This is a genomic window from Citrobacter sp. 21OH12SH02A-Citro, assembly GCF_027919895.1.
GTDB lineage: Bacteria > Pseudomonadota > Gammaproteobacteria > Enterobacterales > Enterobacteriaceae > Citrobacter > Citrobacter braakii.
Window position 1 is genome coordinate 2,306,049 of record NZ_CP114801.1, and the last position, 21,347, is coordinate 2,327,395.

Below are 21,347 nucleotides of genomic sequence, written 5' to 3' on the forward strand. Positions count from 1 at the left end.
ACGATGAAAAAACAGCTTGCAGTGATCCTGGTGGCATTGAGTTTATTCAGTGGCAATGGGTGGGCATTGACCTTGAATGAAGCCAGATCCCAGGGGCGGGTGGGCGAAACGCTTAATGGTTATCTGGTGGCATTGCAAACCGACGCCGAAACGCAGGCGCTGGTGAGAGAGATTAATAAAGCACGCAGCGCCAGCTATCAGCAACTGGCTGAGAGCAATAACATTCCTCCAGATGAAGTGGCGAAAATGGCCGGACAAAAGCTGGTCGCTCGGGCTAAACCAGGGGAGTACGTCCAGGGCATCAATGGTAAGTGGTTGAGAAAATAATGACGAAGTTGTAGATAGAATCCGATTTGTTTTTACACCAAAGGAAAGTATTAGGCGGGTATTGATAATTAATTCACTATAGTCAAGACCGTAAATTATCAAGGAGTGATGATGACGCTTTATCAGATCAAGCCCGCCTTTCAGACACTTTTACGCCCATTGATGTTTTGGCTACATAAGAATGGCGTCACGGCGAATCACGTAACTCTCGCCGCAATGGCGCTTTCTTTTGTGACCGGTGGCGTACTGGTGATTTTCCCCCAACCCGAATATTTTGTTCTTCTGCCCATCGTGCTGTTTATCCGAATGGTGCTTAATGCGCTCGACGGCATGCTGGCGCGTGAATGTCACCAACAATCGCGCCTTGGGGCTATTCTAAACGAAAGCGGGGATATTCTTTCTGATATAGCGCTTTATCTGCCGTTTATGCTTCTCCCTGACAGTAACGTAATACTGGTTATGGTGATGCTGTTTTGTGCGGTAATGACGGAGTTTTGCGGCGTTCTGGCGCAAACGATTAATGGTGTTCGCTGCTATGCCGGACCGCTGGGCAAAAGTGACCGGGCGCTGGTATTTGGCGCATGGGGCCTGGCACTGACTCTGTGGCCGCAGCTTGTACAGTGGAACAACGTGTTGTGGGGTATTGCTACCCTCCTGCTGCTATGGACGGTGGTTAATCGCTGTAAGAGCGCATTATGCGAAGAGGGGACGAAATGATGCTGCTGGAGCAGTCACTTGCGGTCATTTTTGCACTGCTGCTGGTTGCAACGGTGGTGAATGGCTTACTGGTGTGGCGACGGCCGGATAAAGACTGGCGGGAACTGACGTTACGTATTCGCACCTGGTGGCTAATCATCATCCTGTTTTCTCTGGCGATTTTAAGCCCACACTGGTTGGCACTGATCTTTTTCGCGCTGGTCAGCTTCATGGCGTTAAAGGAGTTTTTAACGCTGGTGCCGTCGCGTCAGACCGATCGCATGCCGTTGCTGTGGATGTTCATTGCTATTCCGATTAACTACTGGCTGATTGGCATTAACTGGTACGGTATGTTTGTGGTGTTTATCCCGGTCTACGCTTTTTTATTCTTACCCGTGCGGATGGTCATTGCGGGCGATACTCATGGCTTCTTGCGCTACGCCTCGCAGCATCACTGGAGCCTGATGACTACCGTGTTTGCCTTCAGCCATGTCGCTTTTTTGCTGGTTTTGCCTGATGACGGCAAACAAACCGGTGCATTGCTGGTACTGTTCCTGGTTGGCTTAACGGAATTCAACGATATTGCGCAGTACCTTTGGGGTAAATCAATTGGGCGCATCAAAGTCATGCCCAAAGTCAGTCCTAATAAGACGCTGGGGGGACTGGTCGGCGGCGTAGCGACCACCACGCTGATGGCGGCGCTGCTTGGGCCACTGATGACGCCGTTAAGCATTCCATTGTCATTGTTGGCGGGTTTTATTATCGGCATCAGTGGCTTTTGTGGGGATGTGGTGATGTCAGCAATCAAACGCGATATCGGCGTGAAGGACAGCGGAACATTGCTGCCGGGTCATGGTGGGATCCTTGACCGGCTGGATTCTCTGATCTTCACCGCGCCGGTATTTTTCCATTTCATTCGTTACTTTTGCTACTAACTTATGCTGAGTTCAATTCTGCGAACGCTGTTTACGCTGTGTATTGTCTGGCCGGTGATTTGGCTGTGGCTGGGGTTACGTATCAAGCACCGGGAACGTTTACCTGCATGCGGTCCGGCAATTATCGTTGCCAATCACAACAGCCATATGGATGTTTTTGCGCTGCTTTCGCTCTTTCCGCTGCGCCGCCAGTCGTCGGTCCATCCGGTGGCTGCCGCTGACTATTTCCTGCGTAATAAAGCAATGGCCTGGTTTGCGCTAAATATTATCAACATTATTCCCATTTCGCGAAAAGGCGGAGAAACTAATCCGTTAGCGCAGTGTGAACAGGCATTACGCGACGGAAAGATTCTGATCCTCTTTCCGGAAGGTACGCGGGGTGAACCTGGAAAATTGTCATCGTTGAAATCTGGATTGTGGCATCTGAGCCAGCATGTACCGGAGGTACCGATCATTCCCGTCTGGCTACGTGGCACAGAATCTGTGATGGCGAAAGGGAACCGTATACCGCTGCCGCTGTTTATTGACGTCAATATTGGCAGAACGTTGCATTTTCATGGGGATAAACACCTCTTTATGAACGGACTCAGACAGCAACTGTTGCTGTTGGAGCAACAAACTAAAGGATTACATTCGCATGAGTAATACACGAATACCTGACGAACGACATTTTGTGACCAGCGACAACACTGAACTGTTTTTCCGCCACTGGCCGGCTACGGCGCCGGGTGCGACGACGAAAGTGATCGTCATGTTCCATCGCGGTCACGAACATTCCGGACGGTTGCAGCATATTGTGGATGAGCTGGCGATGCCGGACACCGCATTCTATGCCTGGGATGCTCGTGGTCACGGCCACTCTCCAGGCCAGCGCGGTTATAGCCCTTCTCTGGCGCGTTCGGTACAGGATGTTGAAGAGTTTGTGCGTTTCGCCGCTGCTGACAGTCATGCCGCAATGGAAGATGTGGTGATCGTGGCTCAGAGCGTTGGCGCGGTATTGGCCGCAACCTGGGCTCATGACTATGCCCCCGCTATTCGTGGATTAGTACTGGCATCACCGGCTTTCAAAGTAAAATTGTATGTGCCGTTTGCCCGTCCTGGACTGGCGCTGATGCAACGACTGCGCGGTCTGTTTTTCGTTAACTCTTATGTTAAAGGAAAATACCTGACGCACGATGTCGATCGTGTAGCGAGCTTTAACCTTGATACCCAGATCACCCGTGCCATTGCGGTGAACATTCTGCTGGATCTCTACAAAACGGCAGAACGCATTGTCAGCGATGCTGCCGCCATTACGATGCCTGTGCAATTGCTGGTGTCCGGGGATGATTTTGTCGTGCATCGCCAGCCGCAAATTGATTTTTATCAGCGCCTGAGAAATCCTCTCAAGGAGCTGCACGTGTTGCCGGGGTTTTATCACGATACGCTGGGGGAGAAAGACCGGCATCTGGCGTTCGACAAAATGCGTAATTTCATTACCACCTTATATGCTATGCCACTGCAGCGTTTTGATTACAGCAACGAAGATCGCTGGAGCCCTGGCGCTGATACCTGGCGGATGCTCAGCGGGGGACCCGCGCCATATTCTCTCGACGACATTGCGTATCGTGGCCTGCGCTATGGCATGAAGCTTCTCGGGACACAATCGACAGGCGTTCGTCTGGGATTTGAAACCGGCTTCGATTCGGGGAGTACGCTGGATTACGTCTATCGTAATCAGCCGCAGGGCAGCAGCGCGCTGGGGCGTTTGATTGACAAAAACTACCTCAACAGCGTGGGCTGGAAAGGGATCCGTCAACGTAAGATTCATCTGCAGATGTTGATTAGCCAGGCGGTTGCACAACTGGCGGAGCAGGGCACGCCGGTACATGTGGTGGATATTGCTGCCGGACACGGGCGTTATGTGTTCGATGCGTTGGCTGGCGAATCGGCGGTACGCTCAATTTTACTGCGCGATTACAGTAAATTGAATGTGAATATAGGGCGGGAAATGATCGCCAGCAGAGGTCTGACTGACATTGCACGCTTTGAACAAGGCGATGCCTTCAACCGTGAAGAACTGGCGGCATTGGAACCTCGTCCTACTCTGGGGATTGTCTCTGGTTTGTACGAGCTTTTTCCAGATAATTTGCTGGTTAAAAACTCTCTGGCCGGGCTTGCAGATGCGATAGCGCCAGGGGGCCTATTGATATACACCGGGCAGCCGTGGCATCCGCAGCTTAAAACAATAGCCTGGTCGCTGACCAGTCATAAAGACGGCAAAGCATGGGTTATGCGCGTGCGTACGCAGGGTGAAATGGATGCGTTGATTCGCGAGGCAGGCTTTGAGAAGTGCACCCAACTGATTGATGAATGGGGGATTTTCACCGTTTCTATGGCGGTACGCCGTGCTTCCTGAACAGCGTAAAGTTATGGTGCAGGCGGTGGGCTGGTTACTGCTGCTGGCACCATTTTTTTTCCTTACGTACGGCAAGGTGAATCAGTTTACCGCCTGGCAAGATGCTCAGTATCAGAACGTAGGTAGCATCGTCTTTGGTTGGGAATCTGCTATTCCTTTTATTCCGTGGACCATCATCCCGTACTGGAGTCTGGATCTGTTTTACGGGTTATCCCTGTTTGTTTGCACCACGCGTTTCGAGCAGCGTCGATTGGTGCTCAGACTGGTACTGGCATCGTTGATTGCCTGCGGCGGTTTTTTACTGTTCCCGTTACAGTTTAGCTTTACCCGCCCCGAAGTGACGGGCGCGGCGGGTTGGCTGTTTGCACAGCTCGAACAGTTCGATCTGCCCTATAACCAGTCGCCGTCGCTGCATATCATTCTCTGCTGGCTGCTGTGGCGGCATTTCAGTCGCCATCTGTCCGGCGGCTGGCGCAGACTGTGCGATGGCTGGTCTTTACTGATCGCGCTATCGGTGTTGACCACCTGGCAGCATCACTTTATCGATATTATTACCGGGCTGGTGGCTGGCATGCTGATTGACTGGATGGTACCGGAACAATGCCGCTGGCGCTGGTGCAAACCGGATGTAGCCTGTCTGAGGCTGATGCGCCGCTACCTTCTGGGCTCGGCATTATGTTTTTTTACCGCAGCGTTGCTGACGCCATGGTTGTTATGGCCAGCGCTGGCCTTGTTGATGGTCGGCTGCGGTTACGCTGGATTCGGCGCGGTGGTGACGGCGAAAGATTTACAGGGTCGACTGCCTCCCTCTGTTTACTGGCTATCATTACCGTGGCGTTCAGGAATGTGGCTGTCGATGCTCTGGTTCACCCGCCGTATACCGGCAGTAAGTCCGATTGTGGCTGGCGTATATCTCGGCAGTTTTCCGCGCTGCGCGCCGGCGCAAAAGGCGGTGCTCGACTTAACCTTTGAGTTTTCGCGTGGACGGGCGACAGCCTCGCACACTTATCATTGTGTACCGATGCTGGATTTAGTGATCCCACATGAAGCCGAGCTACAGCAGGCGGTGGACAGTCTGGAAACTCTGCGTGTGGGGCAGGGAACTGTGCTGGTGCACTGTGCCTTAGGATTGTCGCGCAGTGCAATGGTGGTCGCAGCGTGGCTGTTGCGTTATGGCCATGCGCCGACGGTAGAGCACGCCGTGGTGCAAATTCGAGCAAGTCGACCACATGTGGTGCTGACTGATAAACATCTGGAGATGCTGCAACAATGGCAACGGAAAGTGACAATGTAACAGATGCTGAGGTGCTTCAGCACGCTTTGCTACGGCACACGCTGGCAAGCTGGCGCTTCATTCTGCTTTTTTCCCTCCCGCCGATGGTGTGGGCGCTGTTTGTTGCTTCACCTGGTGTCGTGCGCGCCGTCATTGCATTGCTGTGCGCTGTGGTCTGGTTTGGTTGTTGGCGACTGTGGCTCGACCAGCGCTATTTTTCGCTGATTAATAAGCAAAACAACAAGCAGGCCGGAAACGCGTTGTACTTTATCTGGCGACGCGAACGGCTGAAAGCCCTGACGCTGGCTGAACGCCAGTCAGGTGCATTGCGACAATGTCGAAAAACGCTCTGTCTTGTTACAGTTCTGTGGGCTTTCTGGTTGGTGCTGCTACTGTAGTATTCATCTGACTTATTCATCGACATCGCAATAGTTGCCACACGGCATCAAACTGAGGCTGATATAGTTCAACACCGGTCGCGTTGCGGAGTGAAATCATGTGGCTTTTCAAGTGGTATGTCTGGAATCGTTGGATATTCAAGCTGTTAAGCCGGGATGTTGCCGAGCCAGAACAATTTTTGCTGCATTGCTGGGAAGAGAATCTGGCGAAGTGCAGAGATTATGCAACCATCTGGCGTGATATTAACCGCATTCACGGCAAACAGGTGCAGGTAAAGAAGTAAATGCTGGAGAAACCCTCCCACCGGATGGTGAGAGGGTGAATTATCAGGCAGCGACGACGCTGTCGATAGCGGCTTTCGCATCGGACTGCGCTTTGGACGCCACTTCCGGGCCGTACGCAATGCCTTCAGCAAAGACGACGTTCACGTCGGTGATGCCAATAAAGCCCAGGAATACGTTCAGATACGGCGTGATCAGGTCGGTCGGCGTATCTTTATGGATACCACCACGACTGGTCAACACGACTGCGCGTTTACCCGTCACCAGACCTTCCGGACCTTTCTCGGTATAACGGAAAGTCACACCTGCACGGGCAATCAGATCGAAATAGTTTTTCAGCTGGGTTGGGATGTTGAAGTTATACATCGGCGCGGCGATAACAATCACATCATGCGCTTTCAGCTCAGCAATCAGCTCATCGGACAACGCCAGCGCTTCCTGCTGACGCGGTGTCAGCGGTGCATCGCTCGGGCGCAGCGCACCCACCAGTTCGCCATCCAGTACCGGAACAGGATTTGCAGCCAGGTCACGGACGGTGATTTCATCAGCGGAGTGCTTTTCACGCCACTGTTCAACAAAATAATCAGACAACTGACCAGACTGAGAGTACCCTGCCAGAATACTGGATTTAAGAACTAATACCTTGCTCATGGGTGTTTCCTTTTATGTGTTTGAAGGGGGAGTGCCCCGTTGCTTGTTGACACTTTATTCACAATCCTGTCGCAGTGATAGCGCAATATATCGAATCCTATGTTCGAAATTATTGAACAACACATGAAAAGCGCTGATGTGGTACTCTATACCTATCATCTAAAAGAGATTTAACCCGGCAGAGCACTGCCTTTTAACGCTATGACAGAACAACAAAAATTAACCTTCAACATGTTGCAGCAACAGCTGGATTCACTGATGCTGCGTGACAGACAGCGTTTTGCCCGCCGCCTGCAGGGCGTGAAGAAGGTTAAAAATCCTGATGCACAACAGGCCATTTACCAGGAGATGGCAAAAGAGATTGATCACGCTGCAGGTAAAGTTGTGCTGCGTGAAGCCGCGCGTCCGGTCATCAGCTACCCGGAAAACCTGCCCGTCAGTCAGAAAAAACAGGATATTCTGGAAGCGATACGCGATAACCAGGTGGTGATTGTCGCCGGGGAAACGGGGTCAGGGAAAACCACTCAGTTACCCAAAATCTGTATGGAGCTCGGGCGCGGGGTAAAAGGGCTGATCGGCCATACCCAGCCGCGTCGTCTGGCGGCGCGTACTGTGGCGAACCGTATTGCAGAAGAGCTGCAAACCGAGCCGGGCGGTTGTATCGGTTATAAAGTCCGTTTTAGCGATCATGTCAGCGACAACACCATGGTTAAGCTGATGACGGACGGTATCCTGCTGGCGGAAATCCAGCAGGATCGGCTGCTGATGCAGTACGACACCATCATCATCGATGAAGCGCATGAGCGCAGCCTGAATATCGATTTTCTGCTCGGCTATCTGAAAGAGCTTCTGCCGCGCCGTCCGGATCTAAAAATTATCATCACTTCGGCGACCATCGATCCGGAGCGTTTTTCAAAGCATTTCAATAATGCACCGATTATCGAAGTCTCTGGTCGAACCTATCCGGTGGAAGTTCGCTATCGTCCAATTGTTGAAGACGCAGATGACACCGAGCGTGACCAATTGCAGGCAATTTTTGATGCCGTAGATGAGTTAGGCCGTGAAAGTCAGGGAGACATTTTGATCTTCATGAGCGGCGAGCGCGAAATCCGCGATACCGCCGATGCGCTGAATAAGCTGGATTTGCGCCATACCGAAGTGCTACCGCTGTATGCGCGTCTTTCCAACAGCGAGCAGAACCGTGTGTTTCAGTCGCACAGCGGTCGCCGTATCGTGCTGGCGACCAACGTGGCGGAAACCTCGCTGACCGTTCCGGGGATCAAGTATGTGATTGATCCGGGTACTGCGCGTATCAGCCGTTACAGTTACCGCACCAAAGTTCAGCGCTTGCCGATTGAACCGGTGTCGCAGGCCTCTGCCAACCAGCGTAAAGGCCGTTGCGGTCGTGTTTCGGAGGGGATCTGTATTCGTCTGTATTCCGAAGACGATTTCCTGTCGCGCCCGGAGTTTACCGACCCGGAGATCCTGCGTACCAACCTGGCGTCCGTTATTTTGCAGATGACTGCCTTGGGGCTGGGCGATATCGCGGCGTTTCCGTTTGTTGAAGCGCCGGATAAACGTAACATTCAGGACGGTGTACGCCTGCTCGAAGAACTGGGGGCGATAACCACCGACGAACAGGCAACCGCTTACAAACTGACGCCATTGGGCCGTCAGCTCTCGCAACTGCCGGTGGATCCACGCCTGGCGCGCATGGTGCTGGAAGCGCAAAAACATGGCTGCGTACGTGAGGCGATGATTATCACCTCGGCGCTGTCTATTCAGGATCCGCGCGAGCGCCCGATGGACAAGCAGCAGGCCTCCGACGAGAAGCATCGCCGTTTCCACGACAAAGAGTCTGATTTCCTCGCATTTGTGAATCTGTGGAACTATCTCGGCGAGCAGCAGAAAGCGCTGTCGTCAAACCAGTTCCGTCGTCAGTGCAAACTTGATTTTCTGAACTACCTGCGCGTGCGTGAATGGCAGGATATCTACACGCAACTGCGCCAGGTGGTGAAAGAGTTGGGGATTCCTGTTAACAGCGAACCCGCCGAATACAGAGAGATCCACGTCGCGTTGCTGACCGGTTTACTGTCACATATCGGGATGAAAGATGCCGATAAACAGGAATTTACCGGGGCGCGTAACGCTCGCTTCTCGATCTTCCCAGGCTCTGGTCTATTTAAAAAACCGCCGAAGTGGACGATGGTAGCGGAGCTGGTGGAAACCAGCCGCCTGTGGGGACGTATTGCTGCACGCATCGATCCTGAGTGGGTCGAACCGGTTGCCCAGCATCTGATCAAACGTTCATACAGTGAACCGCACTGGGAACGTGCGCAGGGCGCAGTGATGGCAACAGAAAAGGTTACCGTCTACGGTTTACCGATTGTTGCAGCCCGTAAGGTGAACTACAGCCAGATCGATCCCGCGTTGTCGCGTGAACTGTTCATCCGCCATGCTCTGGTGGAAGGCGACTGGCAAACGCGCCATGCGTTTTTCCGTGACAATTTGAAGTTACGCGCTGAGGTGGAAGAGTTAGAGCACAAATCGCGCCGTCGCGACATTCTGGTTGATGATGAGACGCTATTTGAGTTTTACGACCAACGCATCAGCCATGATGTAGTCTCCGCGCGTCACTTTGACAGCTGGTGGAAAAAGATCAGCCGTGAAACGCCGGATCTGCTCAACTTTGAAAAGAGCATGCTCATCAAAGAGGGCGCGGAAAAAATCAGTAAGCTGGATTACCCGAACTTCTGGCATCAGGGCAATCTCAAACTACGGTTAAGTTACCAGTTCGAACCCGGAGCCGATGCGGACGGTGTGACCGTACATATTCCGCTCCCGGTGCTCAATCAGATCGAAGAGAGCGGTTTTGAATGGCAAATTCCGGGGCTGCGCCGTGAACTGGTTATCGCCCTGATTAAGTCTCTGCCGAAACCGGTACGACGCAACTTTGTGCCCGCGCCGAACTATGCGGAAGCGTTTTTAGGCCGCGTCACGCCGCTGGAACTGCCGCTGCTCGACTCGCTGGAGCGTGAACTGCGCCGCATGACCGGCGTGACCGTTGACCGTGAAGACTGGCATTGGGATCAGGTGCCCGATCACCTAAAAATCACCTTCCGGGTAGTGGATGATAAGAACAAAAAGCTGCAGGAAGGACGTTCGCTACAGGATCTGAAAGACGCACTGAAGGGTAAAGTGCAGGAAACATTGTCTGCGGTGGCGGATGACGGTATCGAACAGAGCGGGTTGCACATCTGGAGCTTCGGTCAGCTTCCGGAGAGTTACGAGCAAAAACGCGGTAACTATAAGGTAAAAGCCTGGCCAGCGCTGGTGGATGAGCGTGACAGCGTTGCCATCAAACTGTTTGATAACCCGCTGGAGCAACAGCAGGCGATGTGGTGCGGTTTACGCCGCCTGTTGTTGCTGAATATTCCTTCACCAATCAAATATTTGCATGAGAAACTGCCCAACAAAGCCAAGCTGGGGCTGTATTTTAACCCGTACGGTAAAGTGCTGGATTTGATTGACGACTGTATATCCTGTGGTGTGGATCAACTGATCGACGCCAACGGTGGTCCGGTGTGGACCGAAGAAGGCTTTGCGGCGCTGCATGAGAAAGTGCGGGCTGAATTGAATGATACGGTGGTGGATATTGCTAAGCAGGTCGAACAAATTCTGACCGCAGTGTTTAATATCAACAAACGTCTGAAAGGGCGCGTGGATATGACCATGGCGCTGGGGCTTGCGGATATCAAATCGCAGATGGGCGGGCTGGTGTACCGTGGATTTGTTACCGGCAATGGTTTCAAGCGTCTGGGCGATACGCTGCGTTATTTGCAGGCTATCGAAAAGCGTCTGGAAAAACTGGCTATCGACCCGCATCGTGACCGTGCGCAGATGCTGAAAGTGGATAGCGTGCAGCAGGCCTGGCAGCAGTGGTTCAATAAACTGCCTCCCGCTCGCCGTGAAGATGACGATGTCAAAGAGATCCGCTGGATGATAGAAGAGCTGCGCGTCAGCTATTTTGCCCAGCAGCTTGGTACGCCGTATCCGATTTCCGATAAACGTATTTTGCAGGCGATGGAGCAAATTTCGGGATAAATCGGTACCAGACAGCATACCGGGTAAGGTGACGTCACCGCCCGGTATGCAACCCGATAAAGTATTAAGATCAGGAGTCATGAGTATGAGCCAGTTTCCGACACTTTCCGCAACCACGCTTGCGGCGATCAATACTGTAGGGCGATGGTTGGCGCAGAATGATTTTACGGGGAATATCACCGTTCAGTCAGATTGCGTGATTCTGGCAGGGAACGCGGTTATTCCGACCATCGACGCCGCCTGCCGGATCGCGAAAGAGCAACAGGTTCCCTTGTTGATTAGCGGTGGCATCGGTCACTCCACACGATTTTTGTATGACGCGATTGCAGAGCATCCTCGTTACAACATCATTCGTACCACCGGACGCGCGGAAGCGGCGATCCTTGCCGATATCGCACATCAGTTCTGGCAAATCCCGGGGGAGAAGATTTGGGTGGAAGACCAGTCAACAAACTGCGGTGAGAATGCCCGTTTTAGCTGTGCATTATTGAATCAGGCGACGGAAAGTATTCATACCGTCATTGTGGTACAGGATCCCACTATGCAACGTCGCACGATGGCAACCTTTCAGCGCGTAACCCGCGATGAGCCGCATGCGCCGCGCTGGTTGAGTTTCCCTGGATTCATCCCTGAGCTGGCCCCACAGCAAGACGGCGTGGATTTTGTGCCAGCAGCAGAAGGTTTGTGGTCAGTGGATCGCTATCTGTCTCTCATAACCGGTGAACTTCCTCGCCTGCGTGATGATGCCACCGGTTATGGGCCTTGTGGCCGCGATTTTATTGCCCATGTTGATATTCCTCAGAACGTTGAGCAAGCCTGGCAGCAGTTGCAAAATGACATCGTGCTGACTGACTTACTGGAGAGCCGCTCTCTGTAATTCCTGTTGCCCGTTTGTCGGCGTTTTGCGGCAAACGGGCAAAAATCACACCTGTTTTTTCCCTTCATCATCACTTTGCCAGACGCTTTTATGAAGCCGCTCACAGAACAGCCACTCCAGCCATAATACGACCTGCATGATTGATATTAATTAACAATAGTTTTACTTGTTAAAAACAAATCAATCACAGGAGAGCCGCATGTCAGTACCCGTACAACATCCTATGTATATCGATGGGCAGTTTGTGACCTGGCACGATGATGCCTGGATTGATGTCGTCAATCCTGCCACGGAAGAGGTGATCTCGCGTATTCCCGATGGACGTGCCGAGGATGCGTGTAAAGCGATCGATGCTGCACAGCGCGCTCAGCCGCAATGGGAAGCGCTGCCCGCCATTGAACGGGCGAACTGGTTACGCAAAATTTCTGCGGGTATCCGTCAGCGAGCCAGTGAAATCAGCGCGCTGATTGTGGCGGAGGGTGGAAAAATACAGCAACTGGCTGAGGTCGAAGTCTCGTTTACCGCCGACTATATCGATTATATGGCGGAGTGGGCGCGTCGCTATGAAGGTGAGATCCTGCAAAGCGATCGTCCGGGCGAGAATATTCTGCTGTTTAAGCGCGCTTTGGGCGTGACTACGGGCATTCTGCCGTGGAACTTTCCATTTTTCCTGATTGCCCGCAAACTGGCTCCCGCACTGTTGACGGGTAATACCATTGTCATTAAGCCGAGTGAATTTACACCGAATAACGCCATCGCCTTTGCCAAAATTGTTGATGATATTGGCTTGCCGCGCGGCGTATTTAATCTGGTACTGGGACGTGGTGAAACGGTCGGTCAGGCGCTGGCCGCAAACCCGAAGGTGGCCATGGTGAGCATGACCGGTAGCGTCGGGGCGGGTGAGAAAATTATGGCTGCGGCGGCTAAAAATATCACCAAAGTTTGTCTGGAGTTGGGTGGCAAGGCCCCGGCTATTGTGATGGATGATGCCGATCTTGAACTGGCCGTAAAGGCAATTGTTGACTCGCGGGTGATCAACACCGGACAGGTATGCAACTGTGCCGAGCGCGTGTACGTTCAGAAAGGTATTTATGACCAATTCGTCAATCGTCTGGGCGAGGCGATGAAAGCCGTGCAGTTTGGCAATCCGGCTGAGCGCAATGATATTGCAATGGGGCCGCTGATTAACGCCGCTGCGCTGGAGCGTGTAGAGCAGAAAGTTGCACGAGCGGTGCAGGAAGGCGCCAGAGTGGTGCTGGGCGGTAAGGCCGTTTCCGGCAAAGGGTATTACTATCCTCCGACGTTACTGTTAGACGTGCGCCAGGAGATGGCGATTATGCACGAGGAGACGTTTGGTCCGGTGCTACCGGTGGTAGCGTTTGATACGCTGGAACAGGCGCTGACGATGGCCAATGACAGCGATTACGGTCTGACCTCATCGATCTATACGCAGAATCTGAATACGGCGATGAAAGCGATTAAAGGGCTGAAGTTTGGCGAAACCTATATTAATCGTGAAAACTTCGAGGCGATGCAAGGCTTTCATGCTGGCTGGCGCAAGTCCGGGATTGGCGGAGCTGACGGTAAACACGGTCTGAACGAATATCTGCAAACGCAGGTGGTGTATCTGCAGTCCTAATTTTTCGCCGGGTGAGCCAGTACGCCACCCGGCGCAATTCTCACACTTTGCTGGCGATCCATAAGAATAAGCCGGGTGAGCAAAAGTTAATGAATTTTTAACAAAAGCCCGTTATGGTGACGCATTATTGTTTTTATTCAGGAAGTGTTATGGGGAATAAGTATTCTGGCCTGCAAATTGGCATTCACTGGCTGGTCTTTTTGTTGGTCATTGTGGCCTACAGCGCTATGGAGTTTCGCGGATTTTTCCCGCGCAGCTATCGTCCCTTATTTAACATGGTGCACGTATCCTGTGGCATCACTATTTTAACGCTGATGGTGGCGCGTCTGCTGGTCAGGCTAAAATATCCGGCACCGCCGATTGTGCCAAAACCGAAGCCGATGATGACCGGAATGGCGCATCTGGGGCATCTGGTTATCTATCTGCTGTTTATTGTTCTGCCGATTATTGGACTGGTGATGATGTACAACCGGGGTAACCCGTGGATTGCATTCGGCATCGTTATGCCGCATGCGGCAGAGGCCAATTTTGATGTAGTGGATATGCTGAAGTCCTGGCACGTGACGCTGGCAAATCTGGGCTATTTTGTTATTGCTCTGCATGCCGCTGCGGCCCTGATGCACCACTATTTATGGAAGGACAATACGCTGCTGCGCATGATGCCGCGAAAACGCTCCTGATGTAATGCCCCGCAAATGCGGGGTATTTTTTTAGCCGATTATTTTTCCAGACATCATAAAAACTTACCGGCAAGATGGTTAAACAACGTCCAGTTCATCACACTCGCTACTTGATTGCTGCTCTTATTAAAACTACTGTATATAAATACAGTAAATGAGAGGCAGATTATTATGTTGTTTTTCCAGCCTGCGGAACACCGCGAAATTAAACACTTTCCGTTATTTAGCGATCTTGTGCCCTGCGGTTTTCCATCTCCTGCGCAGGACTACGTTGAGAAACGTATCGACCTCAATGACCTGCTGGTACGGCATCCCAGCGCAACCTATTTTGTTAAATCATCTGGCGACTCCATGAGGGGGGCAGGGATCGGCGAGGGCGATTTACTGATTGTCGACAGCGCCAGAAAACCTGCCCATGGAGACATCGTTATTGCCGCCGTTGAGGGCGAATTCACCGTTAAACGCCTGCAATTACATCCGGTTGTGATGCTGAAGCCAGAGAACAGCGCCTACGCGCCGATCATGATTAGCAGCGAGGACACGCTGGATATATTTGGCGTGGTGACATTTATCATTAAAGCAGCGGGCTGATGATGTTTGCACTGGTGGATGTTAACGCGTTTTATGCCAGCTGTGAGTCGGCATTCCGGCCTGATCTGAAAGGGAAGCCCGTTGTCGTTCTTTCAAACAACGATGGCTGCGTTATTGCCAGTAGCGTAGAGGCAAAGGCGCTTGGCGTTAATATGGGCGCTCCGTACTTCAAACAGAAAGATCTGTTCAGGCGCTATGGCGTGTTCTGTTTTAGTTCGAACTACGAACTGTATGCGGATATGAGCAGCAGGGTGATGTCGATTCTGGAGGAGTTGTCGCCACGCGTGGAGATATACAGTATTGATGAAGCCTTTTGTGATTTAACGGGCGTGCGAAACTGCAGGGATCTTACGGATTTTGGTCAGGAAATCAGAGCAACCATTTTGCAGAAAACACGTCTCACGGTTGGGGTCGGCATTGCTCAGACCAAAACCCTGGCCAAACTGGCGAACCATGCGGCCAAAAAGTGGCAGGAACAGACGGGCGGAGTCGTGGATCTCTCAAATATTGAACGCCAGCGTAAGCTGATGGCAGCACTCCCGGTTGATGAAGTCTGGGGCATCGGACGCCGTATCGGCAAGAAACTGGACGTCATGGGCATTAAAACGGTTCTCGACCTCGCGGGTACCGATATTCGCTTCATTCGTAAACATTTCAGCGTCGTGCTTGAGCGAACCGTCCGGGAATTGCGCGGTGAGCCTTGTCTGGCGCTGGAAGAGTTTGCGCCGGATAAGCAGGAAATTATCTGCTCAAGATCGTTTGGTGAAAAACTCACGGATTACAACGCCATGAGAGAGGCCATTTGCACCTATGCTTCACGTGCTGCGGAAAAGCTGCGCAGAGAACACCAGTACTGCCGGTTTATCTCTACGTTTATCAAAACCAGTCCGTTTGCCCTGAATGAACCTTATTACGGTAACAGCGCATCGATAAAACTGCTGACGCCAACTCAGGATAGCCGGGACATTATTACAGCAGCCACGCGCAGCCTGGACGCCGTTTGGCGAGAGGGGCTACGTTATCAAAAAGCGGGCGTTATGCTGGGGGATTTTTTTAGCTCTGGCGTTGCACAGCTGAATCTTTTTGATAATAACGCCCCGCGGCGTAACAGCGATAAATTGATGGACCTACTGGATACTCTTAATGCTGAAAAGGGGAAAGGAACGCTCTACTTTGCCGGGCAAGGGATACAGCAGCCGTGGGCGATGAAGCGAGACATGCTTTCACCACGTTATACAACAAGATACAGTGATTTGCTGCGGGTAAATTGATAGCCAAACAAGGCTTCCGCCCACCTTATTTATACCGGATCAATTATCCTTTCAATGACAGGACGTTGTAAATTGCCAACGATTCCATAACCTTGGATACCTTTCCAGCGCGGCTAAATTAGCGCTCCTTTAATACTTCGATAAGATACAAAGTTGATATGCAAAAAGTTGGATTGTTGTGAACTCAGGAGTAGGATTATTTCTATCTGATAGAACCAGTTATCGAACTGGCTTATACGAGTTGTTTGTTTTTCACTTACGAAAAGGTGGTGCTGGTAATGAGTACATTCATCATTCGTTTATTATTTTTTTCTCTCTTATGCGGTTCTTTCTCAATACATGCTGAAGAGCAGAACGGTATGAAACTTGAGCGGGTTGTGATAGTGAGCCGCCATGGAGTAAGAGCACCTACGAAGTTCACTCCAATAATGAAAGATGTCACACCCGATCAATGGCCACAATGGGATGTGCCGTTAGGATGGCTAACGCCTCGTGGGGGAGAACTTGTTTCTGAATTAGGTCAGTATCAACGTTTATGGTTCACGAGCAAAGGTCTGTTGAATAATCAAACGTGCCCATCTCCAGGGCAGGTTGCTGTTATTGCAGACACGGATCAACGCACCCGTAAAACGGGTGAGGCGTTTCTGGCTGGGTTAGCACCAAAATGTCAAATTCAAGTGCATTATCAGAAGGATGAAGAAAAAACTGATCCTCTTTTTAATCCAGTAAAAATGGGGACATGTTCGTTTAACACATTGAAGGTTAAAAACGCTATTCTGGAACGGGCCGGAGGAAATATTGAACTGTATACCCAACGCTATCAATCTTCATTTCGGACCCTGGAAAATGTTTTAAATTTCTCACAATCGGAGACATGTAAGACTACAGAAAAGTCTACGAAATGCACATTACCAGAGGCTTTACCGTCTGAACTTAAGGTAACTCCTGACAATGTATCATTACCTGGTGCCTGGAGCCTTTCTTCCACGCTGACTGAGATATTTCTGTTGCAAGAGGCCCAGGGAATGCCACAGGTAGCCTGGGGGCGTATTACGGGGGAAAAAGAATGGAGAGATTTGTTAAGTCTGCATAACGCTCAGTTTGATCTTTTGCAAAGAACTCCAGAAGTTGCCCGTAGTAGAGCCACACCATTACTCGATATGATAGACACTGCATTATTGACAAATGGTACAACAGAAAACAGGTATGGCATAAAATTACCCGTATCTCTGTTGTTTATTGCTGGTCATGATACCAATCTTGCAAATTTAAGCGGGGCTTTAGATCTTAACTGGTCGCTACCCGGTCAACCCGATAATACCCCTCCTGGTGGGGAGCTTGTATTCGAAAAGTGGAAAAGAACCAGTGATAATACGGATTGGGTTCAGGTTTCATTTGTTTATCAGACGCTGAGAGATATGAGGGATATACAACCGTTGTCGTTAGAAAAACCTGCCGGCAAAGTTGATTTAAAATTAATTGCATGTGAAGAGAAAAATAGTCAGGGAATGTGTTCGTTAAAAAGTTTTTCCAGGCTCATTAAGGAAATTCGCGTGCCAGAGTGTGCAGTTACGGAATAAGTAATTAATTATTATATATATAGCGTATTAAAAAATAGAAACCCCCGGTTTGTAGTCGGGGGTATTCGTATTGTTCATAATTACATGAGTCTTCAACTGACTGCTCTTTGCGAGTGACAATCCAGTTACGCTGCTCCAGAAAAAATCCGGACTGTTCAGCGATGCAGAATACATCGAAAAGCGCTCGGTGTTGGACTGCGACTCTAAAACCGCTTAACACGGTTATATGCCCACATATGTCTAAATGTGCTGTTTGTGCAACGTATTAAATAATAACAAGTTATTAATTTTACAATTAGTTAAAAAAACTGATAGTATACCCCCCTATAGTATTTGGAGGGCGTATGCCGCATTCACCCGAAGATAAAAAACGCATTCTCACCCGTGTACGCCGTATTCGCGGTCAGGTTGATGCGCTTGAGCGCGCGCTGGAGTCCGGCGAGCCGTGTTTGGCTATCCTGCAACAAATTGCCGCCGTGCGCGGCGCATCCAATGGCCTGATGGGCGAAATGGTTGAGATCCACCTGAAAGACGAACTGGTCAGCGGGGAAACAACCCCAGACCAGCGTGCCGTGCGCATGGCTGAAATCGGCCATCTTCTGCGTGCTTATCTAAAATAACACCATCACCTCGCAATAATGGGAAGAGACAAATGAAATCACGTGCAGCAGTTGCATTCGGCCCCGGCCAACCGTTAAAAATTGTCGAAATCGATGTCGCACCGCCAAAGAAAGGTGAAGTGCTGGTTAAAATTACCCACACAGGCGTGTGCCATACTGATGCTTTTACGCTCTCAGGCGACGATCCGGAAGGGGTTTTCCCGGCGGTGCTCGGCCATGAAGGTGGCGGCATTGTGGTTGAAGTGGGTGAAGGCGTTACCAGCCTGAAACCGGGCGATCATGTGATCCCGCTATACACCGCAGAATGTGGCGAGTGTAAGTTCTGTAAATCGGGTAAAACTAACCTGTGTCAGGCCGTACGTGCGACCCAGGGCAAAGGTCTGATGCCGGATGGCACAACCCGTTTCTCGTATAACGGCGAGCCGATTTATCACTATATGGGCACCAGCACCTTCAGCGAATACACCGTTTGCGCGGAGATCTCTCTGGCGAAGGTTAACCCGCAGGCTCCGCTGGACAAAGTGTGTCTGCTGGGGTGTGGCGTGACCACCGGTATCGGAGCGGTCCATAACACCGCAAAAGTGAAAGAAGGCGATACCGTCGCCGTATTTGGTCTGGGTGGTATTGGCCTGGCGGTGATTCAGGGCGCGGCGCAGGCGAAAGCCGGGCGTATTCTGGCCGTTGATACCAATCCGGAAAAATTTACGCTGGCAGGTGAAATGGGCGCGACCGATTTCATCAATCCGAAGGATTACGACAAACCGATTCAGGATGTGATTGTCGAGCTTACCGATGGCGGCGTGGACTTTAGTTTCGAATGTATCGGTAACGTTAACGTGATGCGCGCGGCGCTGGAATGCTGCCATAAAGGATGGGGCGAAAGCATCATTATTGGCGTGGCAGGAGCCGGACAAGAGATCAAAACACGCCCGTTCCAGTTAGTTACCGGGCGTGTCTGGCGCGGTTCCGCGTTTGGCGGCGTGAAGGGGCGTACTCAGCTTCCTGGTATGGTTGAAGATGCGATGAGCGGGAAAATTCAGTTGGATCCGTTTATTACCCACCGTTTACCGCTGGAGCAGATTAACGACGCGTTCGATTTAATGCATCAGGGTAAATCCATCCGTACCGTTATCCACTTTGGCGATAACTGATTCATTGGCCAGCGGATTTCTCCGCTGGCACTTTCCTGAATTTTTTAGAATTATGTTGTGAAAGTGTGACGAATCCGGCGCTTTTCACGGTAAGTAAACTTCCCGGATTGCCGATGACTATCTAACGGGCGTGTTTTCACGCATAAACCCTAAAAGAGAGTCGACGGTCATGGACAACACTACATCGATGCAAGCCCAGCATAAACTGGGCTTTCTGCATCAAATCCGGCTGGTTCCGCTGTTTTCCTCCATTCTCGGTGGCATCCTTCTGCTGTTCGCCTTAAGTTCCGGGCTGGCAAGCTATTTTCTTATGCAGGCCGATCGCGATCAGCGCGACGTAACCGATGAGATTCAGGTCAGGATGGGGTTATCTAACAGCTCTAACCACTTGCGTACCGCGCGTATCAACATGATCCACGCCGGCGCGGCGAGCCGTATTGCCGAAATGGATGACATGAAGGCCAATATCGCCGAGGCAGAAAAACGGATTAAGCAATCGCAGGACGGTTTCAATGCTTATATGTCACGCGCGGTAAAAACGTCTGCCGATGAAGCGTTAGACGCTGAACTGAGCGCCAGCTTCAAAGCCTATACCGACGGCTTACAGCCGATGCTGAAGTACGCTAAAAACGGCATGTTTGAAGCGATCATCAACCATGAAAATGAACAGGCCAGACCGCTGGACTCTGCGTACAACAAGGTGCTGTTAAAGGCGATCGACATTCGTACCACCAGGGCGAATCAGTTAAGCGAACAGGCGCATCAGCGTACACAGCTTGGTATGGCTTTTATGCTGGGCGCATTCGTTCTTGCGCTGGCGCTGACCGTGATGACGTTCATTGTTCTGCGTCGTACCGTCATTCATCCTCTGTTGCGTGCCGCCCAGCGCATTGAGCAAATTTCAGCGGGGGATCTCACCATGCCGGAGGAACCGACCGGGCGCAGCGAAATTGGTCGCCTGAGCCGCCATCTGCAAACAATGCAACGTTCGCTGGGGACAACGGTAGGCACGGTGCGTCAGGGCGCAGAAGAGATTTATCGCGGTACCAGTGAGATTTCGGCGGGGAACACCGATCTGTCTTCACGTACCGAACAACAGGCTGCGGCGATTGAACAAACGGCGGCCAGCATGGAAGAGTTGACGGCGACGGTGAAGCAAAACGCCGACAACGCGCATCATGCGAGCAAGCTGGCAGAAGATGCCTCCGGCAAGGCCAGTCGGGGCGGTCAGATGGTTTCTGGCGTGGTCAAAACCATGGGCAATATCTCAACGAGTTCGAAGAAAATCTCCGAAATCACAGCCGTTATTAACAGCATTGCTTTCCAGACCAATATTCTGGCGCTGAACGCAGCGGTTGAAGCGGCGCGGGCAGGAGAGCAGGGCCGTGGGTTTGCCGTGGTTGCCAGTGAGGTGCGCACGCTGGCAAGCCGCAGCGCTCAGGCGGCAAAAGAGATTGAAGGATTGATCAGCGAATCAGTCCGACTGATTGACCAGGGATCCGGAGAAGTGGTCGCTGCGGGCAATACGATGACGGATATTGTCGATGCGGTAAAACGCGTCACCGACATTATGCTGGAAATTGCAGCGGCCTCTGATGAGCAGAGCCGGGGTATCGTCCAGGTGAGTCAGGCAATTTCAGAAATGGATAAGGTAACGCAGCAAAATGCCTCGCTGGTTGAAGAAGCCTCTGCCGCTGCGGCATCGCTGGAAGAGCAGGCGGCGCGCTTAACGGAAGCTGTTGGCACATTCCGTTTAACAGGGACAAGTGCTATTAAACGCGCGCCTGTGACGACAAAGCCTGACCATTCACGCCCGCAGGCGGCAACTGCCAGTGGCGATAACTGGGAAACGTTTTAACAATAAAATCAATTAA

At 51.5% G+C, this 21,347-nt stretch carries 19 protein-coding genes; 18 read left to right on the forward strand and 1 reads right to left on the reverse strand.

From position 1 onward, the window contains the following. Positions 1 to 3 precede the first annotated feature (3 nt). From O6D90_RS11185 to O6D90_RS11220, 8 genes are all read left to right on the forward strand, one after another. The gene (locus O6D90_RS11185; protein ID WP_271143310.1) at positions 4 to 327 is read left to right on the forward strand and encodes a YdbL family protein; all 324 of its coding nucleotides are present in this window, start codon (positions 4 to 6) and stop codon (positions 325 to 327) included. Positions 328 to 438: 111 nt separating this feature from the next. Continuing rightward, positions 439 to 1,044: a CDP-alcohol phosphatidyltransferase family protein gene (locus O6D90_RS11190; protein WP_016156610.1), complete on the forward strand. Its 606-nt coding sequence runs from the start codon at positions 439 to 441 to the stop codon at positions 1,042 to 1,044. Continuing rightward, positions 1,041 to 1,958 carry a phosphatidate cytidylyltransferase gene (locus O6D90_RS11195; protein ID WP_016156609.1) on the forward strand — a complete coding sequence of 306 codons (918 nt, stop codon included), beginning with the start codon at positions 1,041 to 1,043 and terminating at the stop codon, positions 1,956 to 1,958. The genes O6D90_RS11190 and O6D90_RS11195 overlap by 4 nt, the downstream gene beginning before the upstream one ends. A 3-nt stretch (positions 1,959 to 1,961) precedes the next feature. Beyond that, the gene (locus tag O6D90_RS11200; protein ID WP_016156608.1) at positions 1,962 to 2,603 is read left to right on the forward strand and encodes a lysophospholipid acyltransferase family protein; all 642 of its coding nucleotides are present in this window, start codon (positions 1,962 to 1,964) and stop codon (positions 2,601 to 2,603) included. Further along, on the forward strand, positions 2,596 to 4,356 hold the full coding sequence (locus O6D90_RS11205; RefSeq protein ID WP_016156607.1) for a bifunctional alpha/beta hydrolase/class I SAM-dependent methyltransferase: 1,761 nt from the start codon (positions 2,596 to 2,598) through the stop codon (positions 4,354 to 4,356). The genes O6D90_RS11200 and O6D90_RS11205 overlap by 8 nt, the downstream gene beginning before the upstream one ends. Continuing rightward, positions 4,346 to 5,650: a phosphatase PAP2/dual specificity phosphatase family protein gene (locus tag O6D90_RS11210; protein ID WP_016156606.1), complete on the forward strand. Its 1,305-nt coding sequence runs from the start codon at positions 4,346 to 4,348 to the stop codon at positions 5,648 to 5,650. The genes O6D90_RS11205 and O6D90_RS11210 overlap by 11 nt, the downstream gene beginning before the upstream one ends. After that, entirely contained in the window at positions 5,626 to 6,027 is a 402-nt protein-coding gene (locus O6D90_RS11215; protein ID WP_016156605.1) for a hypothetical protein, read from the forward strand. The genes O6D90_RS11210 and O6D90_RS11215 overlap by 25 nt, the downstream gene beginning before the upstream one ends. 98 nt (positions 6,028 to 6,125) lie before the next feature. Continuing rightward, positions 6,126 to 6,311 (forward strand): hypothetical protein, encoded by a 186-nt coding sequence (locus O6D90_RS11220; RefSeq protein ID WP_016153181.1) that lies wholly within the window; start codon positions 6,126 to 6,128, stop codon positions 6,309 to 6,311. Between the two features lie 43 nt (positions 6,312 to 6,354). On the opposite strand, the gene azoR is transcribed toward O6D90_RS11220, so the two are convergent. Further along, entirely contained in the window at positions 6,355 to 6,960 is a 606-nt protein-coding gene (gene azoR / locus O6D90_RS11225; protein ID WP_006684422.1) for an FMN-dependent NADH-azoreductase, read from the reverse strand. 201 nt (positions 6,961 to 7,161) lie between these two features. Here azoR and hrpA point away from each other — a divergent pair, with 201 nt between their 5' ends. The 10 genes from hrpA (at position 7,162) to O6D90_RS11275 (ending at position 21,331) form a co-directional block, all read left to right on the forward strand. Continuing rightward, the gene (hrpA, locus tag O6D90_RS11230; RefSeq protein WP_088582968.1) at positions 7,162 to 11,064 is read left to right on the forward strand and encodes an ATP-dependent RNA helicase HrpA; all 3,903 of its coding nucleotides are present in this window, start codon (positions 7,162 to 7,164) and stop codon (positions 11,062 to 11,064) included. Positions 11,065 to 11,149: 85 nt separating this feature from the next. Next, a complete protein-coding gene (locus O6D90_RS11235; protein ID WP_016156603.1) occupies positions 11,150 to 11,941 on the forward strand; it encodes a YdcF family protein in 792 nt (263 codons plus the stop codon). 199 nt (positions 11,942 to 12,140) lie between these two features. Further along, on the forward strand, positions 12,141 to 13,580 hold the full coding sequence (gene aldA, locus O6D90_RS11240; protein WP_016153178.1) for an aldehyde dehydrogenase: 1,440 nt from the start codon (positions 12,141 to 12,143) through the stop codon (positions 13,578 to 13,580). A 149-nt stretch (positions 13,581 to 13,729) separates the two neighbouring features. Then, on the forward strand, positions 13,730 to 14,260 hold the full coding sequence (gene cybB / locus O6D90_RS11245) for a cytochrome b561 (protein ID WP_016156602.1): 531 nt from the start codon (positions 13,730 to 13,732) through the stop codon (positions 14,258 to 14,260). Positions 14,261 to 14,431: 171 nt separating this feature from the next. Continuing rightward, positions 14,432 to 14,851 (forward strand): translesion error-prone DNA polymerase V autoproteolytic subunit, encoded by a 420-nt coding sequence (locus tag O6D90_RS11250; RefSeq protein ID WP_016156601.1) that lies wholly within the window; start codon positions 14,432 to 14,434, stop codon positions 14,849 to 14,851. Between the two features lie 2 nt (positions 14,852 to 14,853). Then, the gene (locus O6D90_RS11255; protein ID WP_032931970.1) at positions 14,854 to 16,122 is read left to right on the forward strand and encodes a Y-family DNA polymerase; all 1,269 of its coding nucleotides are present in this window, start codon (positions 14,854 to 14,856) and stop codon (positions 16,120 to 16,122) included. A gap of 278 nt (positions 16,123 to 16,400) precedes the next feature. Then, positions 16,401 to 17,702: an AppA family phytase/histidine-type acid phosphatase gene (locus tag O6D90_RS11260; protein WP_016156599.1), complete on the forward strand. Its 1,302-nt coding sequence runs from the start codon at positions 16,401 to 16,403 to the stop codon at positions 17,700 to 17,702. A gap of 344 nt (positions 17,703 to 18,046) precedes the next feature. Then, positions 18,047 to 18,322: a metal/formaldehyde-sensitive transcriptional repressor gene (locus O6D90_RS11265; RefSeq protein WP_003833178.1), complete on the forward strand. Its 276-nt coding sequence runs from the start codon at positions 18,047 to 18,049 to the stop codon at positions 18,320 to 18,322. Positions 18,323 to 18,354: 32 nt separating this feature from the next. Beyond that, a complete protein-coding gene (locus O6D90_RS11270) occupies positions 18,355 to 19,473 on the forward strand; it encodes an S-(hydroxymethyl)glutathione dehydrogenase/class III alcohol dehydrogenase (RefSeq protein WP_016153173.1) in 1,119 nt (372 codons plus the stop codon). A 169-nt stretch (positions 19,474 to 19,642) separates the two neighbouring features. Continuing rightward, complete coding sequence (locus O6D90_RS11275; protein ID WP_016156598.1) at positions 19,643 to 21,331, forward strand: methyl-accepting chemotaxis protein; 1,689 nt, start codon at positions 19,643 to 19,645, stop codon at positions 21,329 to 21,331. Positions 21,332 to 21,347: the final 16 nt, after the last annotated feature.